At 41.1% G+C, this 13,180-nt stretch carries 16 protein-coding genes; 12 read left to right on the forward strand and 4 right to left on the reverse strand.

The genetic code is table 11. The features are described 5' to 3' along the window. The 7 genes from R8P61_07710 (at nt 1) to R8P61_07740 (ending at nt 3,861) form a co-directional block, all read left to right on the forward strand. On the forward strand, nt 1-525 hold the full coding sequence (locus R8P61_07710; protein ID MDW3646931.1) for a DNA topology modulation protein: 525 nt from the start codon (nt 1-3) through the stop codon (nt 523-525). A 13-nt stretch (nt 526-538) separates the two neighbouring features. Further along, on the forward strand, nt 539-859 hold the full coding sequence (locus R8P61_07715; protein ID MDW3646932.1) for an MmcQ/YjbR family DNA-binding protein: 321 nt from the start codon (nt 539-541) through the stop codon (nt 857-859). Between the two features lie 68 nt (nt 860-927). Continuing rightward, nucleotides 928-1,347: an SRPBCC family protein gene (locus R8P61_07720; protein MDW3646933.1), complete on the forward strand. Its 420-nt coding sequence runs from the start codon at nt 928-930 to the stop codon at nt 1,345-1,347. A gap of 53 nt (nt 1,348-1,400) precedes the next feature. Then, nucleotides 1,401-2,273, forward strand: a complete 873-nt coding sequence (locus R8P61_07725) for an RNA polymerase sigma factor (protein MDW3646934.1) — start codon at nt 1,401-1,403, stop codon at nt 2,271-2,273. 30 nt (nt 2,274-2,303) lie between these two features. Further along, the gene (locus tag R8P61_07730) at nt 2,304-2,765 is read left to right on the forward strand and encodes a nuclear transport factor 2 family protein (GenBank protein MDW3646935.1); all 462 of its coding nucleotides are present in this window, start codon (nt 2,304-2,306) and stop codon (nt 2,763-2,765) included. 24 nt (nt 2,766-2,789) lie between these two features. After that, a complete protein-coding gene (locus R8P61_07735; GenBank protein ID MDW3646936.1) occupies nt 2,790-3,290 on the forward strand; it encodes a DUF6265 family protein in 501 nt (166 codons plus the stop codon). A 136-nt stretch (nt 3,291-3,426) separates the two neighbouring features. Further along, nucleotides 3,427-3,861, forward strand: coding sequence for an SRPBCC family protein (locus R8P61_07740; GenBank protein ID MDW3646937.1), 435 nt, complete (start codon nt 3,427-3,429; stop codon nt 3,859-3,861). Nucleotides 3,862-3,919: 58 nt separating this feature from the next. Here R8P61_07740 and R8P61_07745 read toward each other — a convergent pair whose 3' ends face one another. The 4 genes from R8P61_07745 to R8P61_07760 all read right to left on the reverse strand — a co-directional run bounded on the left by R8P61_07745 (nt 3,920) and on the right by R8P61_07760 (nt 6,926). Next, entirely contained in the window at nt 3,920-4,777 is an 858-nt protein-coding gene (locus R8P61_07745; protein ID MDW3646938.1) for a PIG-L deacetylase family protein, read from the reverse strand. Nucleotides 4,778-4,959: 182 nt separating this feature from the next. Then, nucleotides 4,960-5,430: a YHS domain-containing (seleno)protein gene (locus R8P61_07750; GenBank protein MDW3646939.1), complete on the reverse strand. Its 471-nt coding sequence runs from the start codon at nt 5,428-5,430 to the stop codon at nt 4,960-4,962. Between the two features lie 21 nt (nt 5,431-5,451). Next, nucleotides 5,452-5,799, reverse strand: a complete 348-nt coding sequence (locus R8P61_07755; protein MDW3646940.1) for a hypothetical protein — start codon at nt 5,797-5,799, stop codon at nt 5,452-5,454. Nucleotides 5,800-5,882: 83 nt separating this feature from the next. Further along, nucleotides 5,883-6,926, reverse strand: a complete 1,044-nt coding sequence (locus R8P61_07760) for an AraC family transcriptional regulator (GenBank protein MDW3646941.1) — start codon at nt 6,924-6,926, stop codon at nt 5,883-5,885. Between the two features lie 128 nt (nt 6,927-7,054). On the opposite strand from R8P61_07760, the gene R8P61_07765 reads away from it, so the two are divergent. The 5 genes from R8P61_07765 to R8P61_07785 all read left to right on the forward strand — a co-directional run bounded on the left by R8P61_07765 (nt 7,055) and on the right by R8P61_07785 (nt 13,167). Beyond that, complete coding sequence (locus tag R8P61_07765) at nt 7,055-7,576, forward strand: TlpA disulfide reductase family protein (protein ID MDW3646942.1); 522 nt, start codon at nt 7,055-7,057, stop codon at nt 7,574-7,576. A gap of 163 nt (nt 7,577-7,739) precedes the next feature. Further along, nucleotides 7,740-9,224, forward strand: coding sequence for a serine hydrolase domain-containing protein (locus tag R8P61_07770; protein MDW3646943.1), 1,485 nt, complete (start codon nt 7,740-7,742; stop codon nt 9,222-9,224). A gap of 114 nt (nt 9,225-9,338) precedes the next feature. Then, nucleotides 9,339-10,040, forward strand: coding sequence for a class I SAM-dependent methyltransferase (locus R8P61_07775; protein MDW3646944.1), 702 nt, complete (start codon nt 9,339-9,341; stop codon nt 10,038-10,040). A 65-nt stretch (nt 10,041-10,105) separates the two neighbouring features. Beyond that, a complete protein-coding gene (locus R8P61_07780; GenBank protein MDW3646945.1) occupies nt 10,106-11,764 on the forward strand; it encodes a serine hydrolase in 1,659 nt (552 codons plus the stop codon). Between the two features lie 356 nt (nt 11,765-12,120). Next, complete coding sequence (locus tag R8P61_07785) at nt 12,121-13,167, forward strand: YCF48-related protein (GenBank protein MDW3646946.1); 1,047 nt, start codon at nt 12,121-12,123, stop codon at nt 13,165-13,167. Nucleotides 13,168-13,180 lie beyond the last annotated feature (13 nt).

A 13,180-nucleotide genomic window follows, 5' to 3' on the forward strand; every position in this document is an offset into this window, starting at 1 on the left:
ATGAAAAGGGTGATGATCATCGGTTCGGGAGGAGCAGGAAAAAGTACGTTGGCCATGAAAATGGAAGAAATTACGAGACTTCCTTTAACCCATTTGGATAAAGTCTTTTGGCAATCCAATTGGCAAGAGCCTGATAAGAAGTGGTGGAGTAAAAAAGTGGAGGAATTAGCAGAGAAAGAAAGTTGGATACTGGATGGGAACTATGGAGGAACGATGGATATCCGATTGGAACGGGCAGATACCGTGATTTTTATGGATTATCCCTCCTGGCTCAAGGTTTGGCGGGTACTTAAGCGATTTTGGATGCATAGGAATAAAAATCGACCCGATATGCCCGATGATTGCCCGGAGCAAATTGACTGGCCATTTGTCCAATACGTCGCAAACTATAACAAAAGTCGCAAGCCGGGCATAATGAAGAAACTGGCCAATCTACGAGCTGACCAAAAGGCCATCATCCTGAGAAATGATAAAGATACCCAGGCATTTATTCACTCTTTAACAGAAGTATATGCTAAGTCCTGAACAGGTACGAAACATGGCAATAAGATTTGAGGAAGTAAAAGAGGAAGGCCATTTTGAAAAAACTTCCTTTCGTATCCGAAAGAAGATTTTTGCCACCATGGATGAAAAAGATATGCATGTGGTACTTAAGCTTAACGATATCGACCAATCGGTCTTTGTGGATTATGATGATTCCATTTTTCCGCTTCCCGGTGCATGGGGGAAAAAGGGTTGGACGAAAGTGAATTTGAAAACTGTGAGGGAGGATCTCTTCCAAGATGCCCTGACGACAGCTTACCGTACCGTAGCACCTAAAAAGCTGGCAGATAAATACAAACCTAAAGAAGAAGAATAAAAATTCCCTTTCCACTGTAACACTCCCTCCCAAGCAGTGTCTAAGTTCCAAATCCTAAAAAATCAGATATGGAACAAGTACAGCAAAAGAACTTCGAAATTGTAAGCATCGGGATAAAGGCTCATCCTGATGAAGTTTTTGATTATGTAGCCAATGGGAAGAACTTACCTGAATGGACCGACTTCTTCAAGGAGGCAGATAATAGCTCAGCCATTATTGTTACTTCTCAGGGAGAATTGAAAGTAGCTATGGAAACTGTCCTGAATAAAGAGTTAGGAGTAATCGATACCATTATAGAGATGCCGGATGGTACAAAGAATTATTCCTGGTCCCGGGTTAGTGGAAATAAGCATGGAAGAGAATCAGTCTTTAGTTTTACCCTTATAGCTCCTCCTTTACCTCCAGATGCTTTGGATAAATTTCTGGCCAAGCAAAAGTCTCAATTAGAGGAGGAATTGCGGAGCTTGAAATCAATTCTTGAAAATTAAGTTATCCTTCGGGGGCAGAGAATAGGCTGCCCCTGATTTTCACTTTCAGACATATGAAATTTTACGAAGCCAACATACAGGAATCGGATCAGGAATTGATAGCTGCCAGTTTGGAAGGAGACCAAATCGCGCTGGAAAAGCTCATCAAAAAACACCAGGCATGGGTCTATAATATTGCCTGGAATATGGCAGATAATCCGGAAGCTGCAGCTGATATTACCCAGGAAGTCCTGATCCGAATGATTACCAAACTATCGACCTTCAAACAAGAGAGCCAATTTCGGACCTGGCTATATCGGATGCTCAAAAATTACTTCCTTAACACCAAAAGAGATAAATATGAGCAAAATACCCTGGCTTTTGAAGATTTTGCAGCAGGTCTAAATGGAATCCGGGATGAAAAGTTGAGCGATTACACGTTTGAGGTAGAGGAGAAATTGTTGGTGAAAGAGGCCAAAATGGGCTGTATGAAGGCCATGTTGCTTTGTCTCAAACCGGAACAGAGGATGATCTATATTTTGGGTGAGTTATTTGAGTTTCCCGATAGGCTGGGAGGTGAGATCATGGAAATCAGCCGAGCAAACTTTCGCATAAAACTTCATCGGGCTCGCAAACAACTTTATACCTTTATGGATGGCCAATGTGGCTTAATCAACAGAAAGAATCCCTGTCGGTGTGCGAAGAAGACGATGGGTTTTATAAAGAAAGGCTATGTCAATCCTGATAAGCTTTTATTTGAGCAAGAAAGGGTAAATCGGATTGAGGCCCTTGTCCCGCAGAAAACCAAAGACCTGGAAAAAGAAGGAATGCCCGCCTATCAGAAAATATTTCAGGAGCATCCTTTCTTAAAAGGACCCGAGTTTCTAGAGGAAGTAAAAGCCTTGCTTCGCTCCAAAGGCATAGGTGGAACCTTTAACCTGAATTGAGTCCTGAAAATATATCCGCATCTTTGGAACATGAATGTTTATATCAATATTTTTCTCATCTCTCTCTCTTTGATTTCCTGTCAGTCGGCAGAAAGGGAACTATCTGCCCTTTCGAATACAGAAAAAGAAATCCTGAATCTGCGAAAAGCTTCTAATGAAGCCATTCAAAAAGGGGATCTTGAGGCAATTTCTTCCTTTTGGGTAAAGGACATCCTGATTAGTACGGGTGCAGGAACCCTTTTGGCAGGAAGTGAGGAAGTAAAAGCTTATCTCGCAGCTGTTTATGAAAAGACTCCGGATATCGTTTTTGTACGTATGCCCTATGAATTGAAGGAGAATAGGCAGACACAGATGGCCTGGGAAGAAGGAGAATGGAAAGGCTACCTCAAAACAAATCCGGATGAGATTCTGGCATCCGGAAAATATGCTGCAGCCTGGTCTAAAATTGGCGAGGATTGGAAAATTAAATCACAATTGTTTGTGGGACTTTGAGTATTATTGAGGAAACAAACACTTATGAAAAAGATTCTATTTATCCTTGGATTCTCCCTCCTTTTCTTTCCTGCATTTTCCCAAAATGCCAACACCCTCCAGCTTGAAGAAGGGATGAGTTCCCCTCCTGCCAATTTATTGGACTATGACTGGATAGCCGGCTCCTGGAAAGGAAAAGCCTTTGGTGGAACTGTCGAAGAAGTCTGGACCCATGCTTCTGGGGGCTCTATGATGGGAAGTTTCAAATTGGTCGTAAATGGAGAAGTTGGTTTTTACGAATTGATGACCCTTACACAAGAAGGAGAAACCATTCACATGAGACTCAAGCATTTCCATGGCAACCTGAAAGGTTGGGAAGAGAAAGATGAAACCGTTGATTTTCCCTTGGTCAAGGCTGAAAAAGACAAGCTCTATTTCAGTGGGCTTACCTTTGAAAAAATCAGCGATAAAGAAATCAATGTGTATGTACTGATTGGAGGGGACGATGGAGCTGAGGAAGCCAAATTTAGCTATACAAAAGAATAAGCAGATGTTTTGTGGTTGGGACAGATGGTAATCTGCCCCAGTTGATAAAAAAATTGGCAATACTAATTTTATTTGTATTTATTTTAATATTTTTAGTATATTAGTTATCCTTATTTTAAACCAAAGCATACACCACATGAAATACACACTAGAAATTCTAATCGACCGATCCCGAGACCAGGTGATTGAACTTTTCGACAATCCCGACAACATGAAGCACTGGCAAGAGGGCTTTGTGAGTATGACCCATATGAGTGGAACTGCAGGAGAGATTGGAGCCAAGTCAAAGTTGTTTTACAAAATGGGCAAGCGTGAAGTCGAAATGGTAGAGACAATTACCAAAAGAGATATGCCCAGGGAGTTCACCGCTACTTACGAAACTCCTACGGTCTGGAATGAAGTCAGCAATCACTTTGAAAAGGTAGGAGGGAGGCAAACCAAATGGATTTCCCATGTTGATTTCAAATTCCGGGGCTTTATGAAATTGATGGCTTTTTTTCTGCCGGGTGCATTCAAAAAACAGTCCTTCAAATTTATGCAGGACTTCAAAACATTTGCAGAAGCTCAATAAAAAATAAGCCCGCCCTCATAGGGCGGGCTTTCTTGATATGCTACATTCGACTCTGTACTTAACTCACTGATTTTAGTTGCTGTTCACTCGGAGCTTGAAGGGCAGACATCACTTCTATGCCTTCGAATAAATCATTTTCTTTTGCTCTGCCTCCATTTACGGTAGAGAAAACCCTATAGAATTGTTGTTCGCCCCATAATGACATATGATCACTTTGGCTGATGATATTTTCATCGTACATCTCCATTTGTGTCCGATGACATTGTATGGCATTCCAGGTCTGCTTCCAGTATGCACGGGCATCTATATAGGTGCTGATGTACCATGCTGGAAAAGCGCTAACTTCCCGTATTTCTTCATCTACCCGAGAGGTCAATTTTTTCAAACTCTCCTGGTATAAATCCCATTTTTTCTGAGTCCATGCCAGGTAGTATAATTTGGAAACCGTATGTGGGCGATAAGCAGCTGTCAGGAAAGTTGGATCAGCGGCTTTCTGTATTGCAGCTGTTGTGAATTGTGAAATGGCTACATGATCCGGATGCCCATAAGCTCCATCCGGCCCGAAAGTAACAACTACTTGAGGTTGAAGCCTGCGGATATGCATAGCAATACGCGAGATGATTTCCTGAGGATCGCTTTTATCCAGATCACCATCCAGATAATTGAGGAAGGAAACTTCTGTCATCTGCAATTCCCGGGCTGCATTCCTGAGTTCTTGTTCACGAACTTTTCCTACGATGTCAATGCCAGGCTTTCCGCCATTTACTCCAAATCTGCCCCTTTCCCCACGAGTTGCCATCAGAAGATAAGTCTCTACTCCTTCAGCTGCATATTTTGCTAGTGCGCCCCCCATCATCAAAGATTCATCATCAGGGTGGGCAAAAACGGCCATCAATTTTTTTCCATCGGACTTCATAATCTGTGTTTTATGTGTTTGTTTATTGTATGTCTCAAATCTATGAACTCGACTTCATATCTGTTTGGGTAGATGATTCTCTGGTAGGAGATTATTAGTAATCGGGACCTTCTGGCTAGTTGAGTAAAATAAAGAAGCGGGAGCTTCTTATAAGAAACTCCCGCTAAACAAGGATTGTTGACTTAATGAGTGGATTGGAGCTTTTTCCAATTCTTGTTTGCTGAAGCCTTAAGTTTGGCTTCATCATTTTTCCATAGTTCCAATGCATCTACTTCCATGCTATAGAGAAAGAGATACAATTTCCCATCCTGAACCAGGAATTTATTGGGATCTGTTCTGAATTTGGCTCCTACTCCGATTCCAGTCGCGCACCAACCTCCAAACTCTGGGAGATAGTTTCCAGGATTCTTGTCAAAACTTGTCTTTTGGTCAGCACTAGTGAAATAATAAGCGATGCCATCATGCTCACTTTTGAAGTTCTTGGAACCTCTCTGTGCCAATCCCAGGTCTACATAGGAAACCGGACTATAACCTGCTAAGGCTATTTTACTGTCATCAACATTGTACTGTGTTTTGTAATCCTGCGCCTGTATGCTAAGGCTGCTAGCGAGAATCAAAGCGATTCCCAGGATAATGCTTTTATAAACATTCATTATTTGAAAAATTAAGGGTGATTAATGTTGGAAATATTGTTCTTCGACCACTTTGCCGTCTTTCCAGTTTCGGCGAATGATCTCATGCCAATCAACTTCGCTTCCATCTTTCATTTCAAAATTGAAGTGAAATTCAGACATGGATACATCTTCTCCACTCACGGAGTTGATATGTTTGATTCCTTTTACAGCAGCGATTGAGTTGACAAATCCCGTCATTTTCTCAATCATTTCTGCTTTGTTTTGGGTTTTGCTTCCGTCTACTTCATGTGTCTTTACGGTATTGCCAAAGAATTTTTCTACGGCTTCGACGATTTGGCCCTGAGCCACCATTCCGTCGAGTTCTGATAAGAGGTTTACAACTTGCATCTGTATTTGATTTAAAGGTCTTGTTAAATAATTACCTTACAAATCTCGGCCTTTGAGGGAGGCAAACAGCTACAAGAAATTCGCTAATACTTGGACTTTTTTTGTTGAAAGGCAGTGGGGGGCATGCCCGCATATTTTTTGAAGAAAGAAGAGAAATGATTGGCTTCTTCAAATCCCAGGGCATAGGCTACTTCTTTTACCGGCAACTCCATCAACATCAATTTGGCGCTTCTGATCAATTCTGTACGGATCAATTGACCCACGCTCATATTGAGCTTCTCTTTTACCTTACGGGATAAAGCCTTGATGCTGATCGCCTGTTTGTCAGCATAAAAGGCGGTAAGATGTTGTTCCTTGTGATGGTTTCTGATGAGTTCTAATAAATCTTCTATGAAGTGATCTCTTTGATCGGGGGAGAAATGCTGGCGAAATTCTCCCGGACTGAGTTGGGTTTTTTGTTTAAAGAAGCGATTGAAATAGGCGGGATCTCTAAAACCCATGTCATAAGCAATTTCTTTAATGGGTTTATCTGTAAAGGCTACATCCTTCTGACTTTCCAGCAGAAGTTTGTTTTGACTGAGGTTTTTTAGGCTGAGTCCCAGGCGGGATTTAAAGATTCGATGAAGCTGGTATCGATCAGTAGGGATAGAACTCAGGATTTGATCGATCTTGAGATGTTCATGAAAGTGCTCATCGACAATATCCTTTACATCAAATATGATGGAGTACTCTTCTCTTTTTGCATTAAATGGATTTTGCCAGTACCATTGTTCGGTTGAAAGATCCAGGATATTGAAGGGATCACCTCCCAGCAGGTTTTGCAATATCTCTGAATTTTCCTGTTCAAAGTCAATGTATCCCAAGGAGATCAGATGTTTGAAGAGTACCCTGAATTCTCGGGATTGAGAAACAGAATTTTGGGGGAAATCCAGTTTGGCAACTTCATATTCTCCAGGAAGAAATTTTATCCATTGCCCCGGGGAAAGAAAGATGAGTTTATTCTCAAAATCTGTATAGTTCTTGAAATCAACTTCAATGATCCCTCTTCCAGATTTAATCCAAATCAGAACATGCGCATCAAAAAAGATGGCTTCATTTATTTTGGGATGGAAGATTTGCAGATTCATAATCCTTCCTCCAAATGTTCAGAAAAAGAAAGGAAAATTCAAATGAGAATGGAAGAATCCTGTTAGCAGATCCCTTTGCCCCTATATTTCGTATATTGAACACGGATTGAAAAAATCGCAAGTAGTATATGATTATTAGACCAGCCTTAGGATTCTTTCTCATTTCCCTTATGATCTTTGCTACCTCTTTTCTCCTGCCTAAAGTGGAGGAAAGAAAAGTTGCCCTGGAAAATAATTGGGAGATTATGCGACCTGATTCAGTTGTTAAAGACTTTCAGGATGTGATTGCCGGATTCAAAGGGAAAGTTGTTTATGTTGATTTTTGGGCAAGCTGGTGCGGCCCCTGTATGCAGGACTTTCGGATGGCAGCCCCAGTCAAAGAAGCCTATATGGATGAAGACATTGTCTTCCTTTATATTTCACTGGATGAATCCCTTCATTCATGGGCAAGAGCTAATCAAAGACTTCAGCTTGATAAGAACAGCTTTGTCGTTCCCGATTTATATTCCTCTGCTATCGTCAGCAACTTTCGCGTAACTACCATCCCTCGTTATCTCATTTATGATAAAAATGGGAATATGGTAAAAGATAATGCCCCTCCTCCCGGAAGTTCCATGGGGATACGCTTGATTGATAAATATCTCAAATAATCGAGTCTAATTTATTGCCTTTATAATGCTTCTCATAAGGAGAGAGCATGATCCCTTATACCAGGATTCTTCTTCTTCTCTACAACCTTTCCTAAATCTATTAGTCTTTATAACAAAGAGACACTTCGAAGCACTATCACGAAAACTAGACATCAAACACAGAATGAAACAAGTCATACAGGCTATCTTTCTCTTTATTATATCCAGTCTTTCCTGCACACAAATGCAAAAAGTCTCCGGACAGCAAAGCGAACAGTTTTCTAAAGAGATCAAAGAACTTCAGCAATATTTTCACATCCCCGGAATGGCAGCGATTGTCATAGAAGATGGAGAAATCATCACAGAAGAATATTTGGGTTTAGCAGATGTAGAAAAGGATATCGCGATGGACGCTGAGACGGCAATTCCTATGGCCTCATTAACCAAAATATTCTCTGCCTCCCTTATTCATCAATTGGCTGAGGAAGGCAAACTCTCTCTGGATGATCCCATAAATATGTACCTGGATGAACATCCATTTTCTGAGGATATCAGCATTGCACACGTACTTTCTCATACCTCACAGGGAAATCCTGGCGAGCAATTTTATTATAGTTATCGCTTTGGAGCCCTAACAGCCGTTATCGAAAAAGCATCAGGAAAGAGCTATGAGGATGTCTTTCAGGAGAGAATTCTGAATCATTTAAGAATGGAAAACAGCATTCCTCATTTGTCCGAAGCCTATGTAAAAGAAAAAAAGCTCAAAGTTGCGAAGCCTTACGCATGGGAAGGGGAGATTCAAGCAGGAAGATTTGAGTATGGCTTCTCTAGTTCAGCTGGCCTGTTATCGACCTTAAGGGATATGGCTAGGTTTGACAAAGCACTCAATGAGAATAGCCTGATTTCGGCTCATGCAAAGTCTGAGCTATTTCGACCTTTATCTCCTCATCTGCCTTATGCCAAAGGGATATTTAAGAGCAAGATGCTGGATGAAGAAATCTACTGGGGCTATGGCCAATACGATCATTTTTCCAGTCTGTATATCAAGCTTCCCAAACGGAAGCTTTCTTTGATTATGGCGGCCAACAATAACCTCATGAGTGATCCAGCTCGACTCATTTATGGGGACTTGTCTTATTCTCTTTTTGCCCAAAGCTTTTTGAAGAATTTTGTTTTGGATAAAGGAGAGATGAATCTTTTGGAGGATGCTTCTAGTCTGGAAAAACTTTCAATGGAAAAGAGTAGCGACTTTTACCGGGATAAATTGCTGGCCCAGGCAGTCGCAGAAAGTTTTCTCGCTCGCTATGAAGTGGAGCATTTTCAAAGAAGTGTCGATATCCTGAGCAAAGTATTTGATATGTACCCGGAGGTGGAAAGCTATGCGGACCTGACATTGCTCCACAATCTATCCTTTCTCAAAACCCTTGATTTTCATTTAGAGCTGGGAGGATTTGACAAGTTTGATGAACAATTGGAGAAAATCGGGAAGATGATTTTGCATAAAGACAAGGCTAATCCTTATGCCAATGTGTATATGGGAGGTTATTTTGATATGAAAGGAGAAGTAGAGAAGGCCAGGACCCATTATAAGTCAATTCTAGAGGCTGATAACTTTTCTTCCTTCTGGTATACAAATGAAGCAAAGAACTGGCTGGAAGCCCATCCCTAAACCCTATTAGATTTTCGGCGTACATAGGATCACACCTCAATCATTTAGCACAGAATAGCATCACGCACAGGGTCTATCTAAATCGACTCCCTGTATTGTATTATTATTTATTTTATGTTCGTAGAAAGTTCAGAAATGTATGACCTTATCTATAGTTTTAAGGACTATCAGAAAGAGTCAGAAGAAATAGCACAACTTATCCATCGTAGAAAACCAGCAGCCCAAAAAGTACTTGATGTCGCTTGCGGAACCGCAGAGCACCATAAATACCTGGGAGATAAATTCTCCATCACTGGCCTAGACATCAATCCCGGATTCATCAAAATAGCCAAACGAAAGATACCGGATGGAGAATATTATATCGGAGATATGCGGGAATTTGAGTTGGAGCAAACATTCGATGTGATCCTCTGTTTGTTTAGCTCAATAGGCTATGTAAAAGATTTTGAAGAGCTCGTTGCAACTTTGAAAAGCTTCAGGAGTCATTTATCGGAGGAAGGCTTGCTGATCGTTGAGCCCTGGGTCACTCCGGAGAATTGGTATGAAGGAAAGGTCCATATGCTGACCTATGAGAGTGAAGGAGTGAAGATTTGTCGGATGAATAAAAGTGAAACAGAAGACAGGCATTCTGTTCTCAATTTCCACTACCTCATTGGAACAACCAAAGAAGGGGTTCGGCATTTTGAGGAAAGACATGAGCTGATTCTGTTAAGCATAAACAAAATGAAAGAAGCATTTGCTCTTGCTGGACTTTCTGTTGAGCACGATCCTGAAGGATTGATCGGCAGAGGTATGTATTATGCAAAAGCTGTCTAGAAAAACTAAGCCTGAATTCATATTGAATTCAGGCTTACTTATATTAAATAAAAACATTACCACACATGCAGATTACTACCGTCTTATTTAGAGCAGTATTAAGTCTTATCTTCTGTTCTTCTCTTTTCATCGCCTATGCCCAAAATGGAAGTGCAGAATATGACGCACTTCTCAAGGAGGCCTTTCCTGCTGAAGGCCCGGGAGCAACTGCCCTGGTAGCAAAAAATGGAAAGATCATTTATCAAAATGCAGTAGGGATGGCGGACTTGGAATTAGGGGTTAAAATGAAGCCCGGTAATGTATTTGAGATTGGATCTGTTACCAAGCAATTTACTTCAGTTAGCATCCTGATGTTGATGGAAGAAGGGAAACTTTCGATCGATGATGAAATCACAAAATTCATCCCCGATTATCCTACCCATGGACATAAGATCACAATCCACCATTTACTCAATCACACTTCCGGTATAAAAAGCTATACCAATATGGAGGCTTTTTCTGATGTCTGGAGGAAAGACTATAGTCCCGAAGATTTGATCAGCGAGTTCAAATTTAAACCCATGGAATTTGCTCCGGGAGATGCCTGGAACTATAACAATTCCGGTTACTTTTTGCTCGGATACATCATTGAGAAGGTTTCCGGGATGACTTATGCAGAATTTATAGATCAGAAAATCTTCCAGCCTTTGGGTATGGAAAATAGCTACTATGGAAGTATGCCGAAAATCATCAAAAATCGAGCGAAAGGGTATCAAAGAAATGGAGAGGATTACGTCAATGCGGAGTATTTGAGTTTGACTATTCCCTATGCTGCAGGTTCGATTATGTCTACTGTTGAGGACCTTAACAAATGGCAAATAGCTCTCAAAGTAGGTAAACTTATCAAAAAAGAAAGCCTGGACTTGGCCTATACAAATACCAAACTCAACAATGGCGATCCCACTAACTATGGATACGGTTGGGGAAATAATGAAATCTTTGGTAGTACAACTGTTGAGCATGGAGGAGGCATATTTGGTTATTTAACCAATGGAATCTACTTGCCAGAGGAAGATGTATATGTAGCTGTTTTTTCCAATTGTAATTGCAATGATCCCAGCGAGGTTTCTACTCGTATGGCTGCTCTTGCCATAGGTAAGCCTTATCCCTCAAAAGAAAAGGCGATGAAAATGAAGGAAGCAGATATGCAAAAACTCGTAGGGATGTATGAGTATGAAAATGGAGTCAAGAGGAATATTATTTTTGAAGACGGCCAACTCTATAGTGTTAGAAATGGGAATCGCTCTGAAATTTATCCCACAAGTAAAGAAAGCTGGTTTTTTAACCAGAGTACTGCCAGCTATAGATTTACCTATGATGCTAATGGTGAGCCCGCAACGGTTTACTTTGAAGATCGAATCAATTCCTCCAAAGGAAAAAGGGTTTCCAAAGAAATTGTAACAAAAAGGGAAATTGAAGTAGCAGAAAGTATCCTTAGGCAGTATGTTGGAACCTACGAGATACAAAAAGGGTTTAATTTAGTGGTGACTTTGGAAGATGGTAATCTGATGACGCAGGCTACTGGTCAAGCTAAATTTCAGCTTTTTCCAGAAACGGAGACCAAATTCTTCGTCAAAGCATTTGAGGCAGCAGTGGAATTCAAAAAATCAGATGCAGGTAAAGTTGATTCTGCAGTTCTTTATCAAGGAGGGCAGGAGACTAAGATAATACGAATAAACGACTAGGAATGAAGGGCAAGGAAGTGGAAAGGGAGAATTGAAAGTGAATTTTCACTAATAATCCTTTCTGTTCAATTCTTTTCAACAGCCGCTATTATTGCGAAGCTGTATGATAGACGAAGCAATCTCTATAATAGCTGTTTGAAGTCAAAGAGATTGTTTCACTTCCATCGCAATGATGTGCTTTTTCATCATAAGAATTTTTCTCCCATATAGCTTAATTACGAGCCCCATTCGAAAGAGTGGGGCTTTCTCTTTAAAGCTAAAAACAAAGCTTGCTTTGACAAGTTTTGTAAATACGATCTGCAAGCCAGATATTGCGAGTTAAAATAAAACTCGCCTTGTAAAGCTCAAGCTCACATATGTGCATTCGAATCTCGCTTTTACTACTACTAAGTTTAGTTTTTTCTTGTAAGGAAACTTCGCTTGAAAAAAGCTTTCAAATAAAGACACCCACCTTTGATACTTTCCCTATCAATGCCAGTGTACGTGCCATAGAAGTGGTCGATGAACTCAATATGTGGTTCGCGGCTGGGGAGGGTATGTTTGGATATACAGAGGATGGAGGAAATAGCTGGACCCAGGATAGTATCAAAATAGGAGACAAACCCCTGGAATTTCGTGCAATCGCCATTACAGAGGAGGCAGTTTTTTTGCTTAGCACAGGAAGCCCTGCCTATTTACTACGTTCAGAAAACAAAGGCCAAAGTTGGGAAGAGGTATATAAGGAGGAACTTCCCGGCACCTATTATAATTCGCTGAAATTTTGGGATAAAATGGAAGGTATAGCGGTTGGTGATCCTACTGAGTCTTGTTTGTCTGTAATCATTACCCGAGATGGAGGCAAGACCTGGAAGAAGGTTAGCTGTGAAAGCCTTCCTCAGGCAGCAGAAGGAGAGGCAGGCTTTGCTGCCAGTAATACGAATATTGCTCTCCGGGGAGATCATGTCTGGCTGGCAACCGGAGGCGCAAAAGCTCGGATTATTCACAGTGCTGATAAAGGGCGAAGCTGGGAGGTCTACGACACCCCCATCATTCAGGGCGGTCAAATGACGGGAATTTTTTCCGTTGATTTTTTAGATGAAAAAAATGGGATCATTTTTGGAGGAGACTGGGAAAAACAGGATGCCCAACAAAAAACCAAAGCGATAACAAATGATGGAGGGAAAACCTGGCGCCTTGTGAGCAATGGAGATACACCAGGATTTCGTTCCTGTGTGCAATATGTTCCCGGGAGTTCCGGTAAAGGCATTCTAGCCGTTGGGAGCCCTGGTATTTCCTATTCAATGGATGCCGGAGAGAGTTGGGTAAATCTCAATGATGAAGGCTTCTACACGATCCGCATTGCTGATTCGGGTAAAGCTGCCTGGTTAGCTGGAAAAAATCGCATCATGAAGATGAGTTGGTAGGCGAATATTCGCT

Source organism: Bacteroidia bacterium (genome assembly GCA_033391075.1).
GTDB lineage: Bacteria > Bacteroidota > Bacteroidia > J057 > J057 > JAWPMV01.

Coding starts and splice junctions, on each gene's coding strand:
- R8P61_07785 (MDW3646946.1), top strand. CDS start 12,121: ATGTGCATTCGAATCTCGCTTTTACTACTACTAAGTTTAGTTTTTTCT.
- R8P61_07725 (MDW3646934.1), top strand. CDS start 1,401: ATGAAATTTTACGAAGCCAACATACAGGAATCGGATCAGGAATTGATA.
- R8P61_07735 (MDW3646936.1), top strand. CDS start 2,790: ATGAAAAAGATTCTATTTATCCTTGGATTCTCCCTCCTTTTCTTTCCT.
- R8P61_07750 (MDW3646939.1), bottom strand. CDS start 5,430: ATGAATGTTTATAAAAGCATTATCCTGGGAATCGCTTTGATTCTCGCT.
- R8P61_07755 (MDW3646940.1), bottom strand. CDS start 5,799: ATGCAAGTTGTAAACCTCTTATCAGAACTCGACGGAATGGTGGCTCAG.
- R8P61_07765 (MDW3646942.1), top strand. CDS start 7,055: ATGATTATTAGACCAGCCTTAGGATTCTTTCTCATTTCCCTTATGATC.
- R8P61_07780 (MDW3646945.1), top strand. CDS start 10,106: ATGCAGATTACTACCGTCTTATTTAGAGCAGTATTAAGTCTTATCTTC.
- R8P61_07740 (MDW3646937.1), top strand. CDS start 3,427: ATGAAATACACACTAGAAATTCTAATCGACCGATCCCGAGACCAGGTG.
- R8P61_07710 (MDW3646931.1), top strand. CDS start 1: ATGAAAAGGGTGATGATCATCGGTTCGGGAGGAGCAGGAAAAAGTACG.
- R8P61_07760 (MDW3646941.1), bottom strand. CDS start 6,926: ATGAATCTGCAAATCTTCCATCCCAAAATAAATGAAGCCATCTTTTTT.
- R8P61_07775 (MDW3646944.1), top strand. CDS start 9,339: ATGTTCGTAGAAAGTTCAGAAATGTATGACCTTATCTATAGTTTTAAG.
- R8P61_07715 (MDW3646932.1), top strand. CDS start 539: ATGGCAATAAGATTTGAGGAAGTAAAAGAGGAAGGCCATTTTGAAAAA.
- R8P61_07730 (MDW3646935.1), top strand. CDS start 2,304: ATGAATGTTTATATCAATATTTTTCTCATCTCTCTCTCTTTGATTTCC.
- R8P61_07720 (MDW3646933.1), top strand. CDS start 928: ATGGAACAAGTACAGCAAAAGAACTTCGAAATTGTAAGCATCGGGATA.
- R8P61_07745 (MDW3646938.1), bottom strand. CDS start 4,777: ATGAAGTCCGATGGAAAAAAATTGATGGCCGTTTTTGCCCACCCTGAT.
- R8P61_07770 (MDW3646943.1), top strand. CDS start 7,740: ATGAAACAAGTCATACAGGCTATCTTTCTCTTTATTATATCCAGTCTT.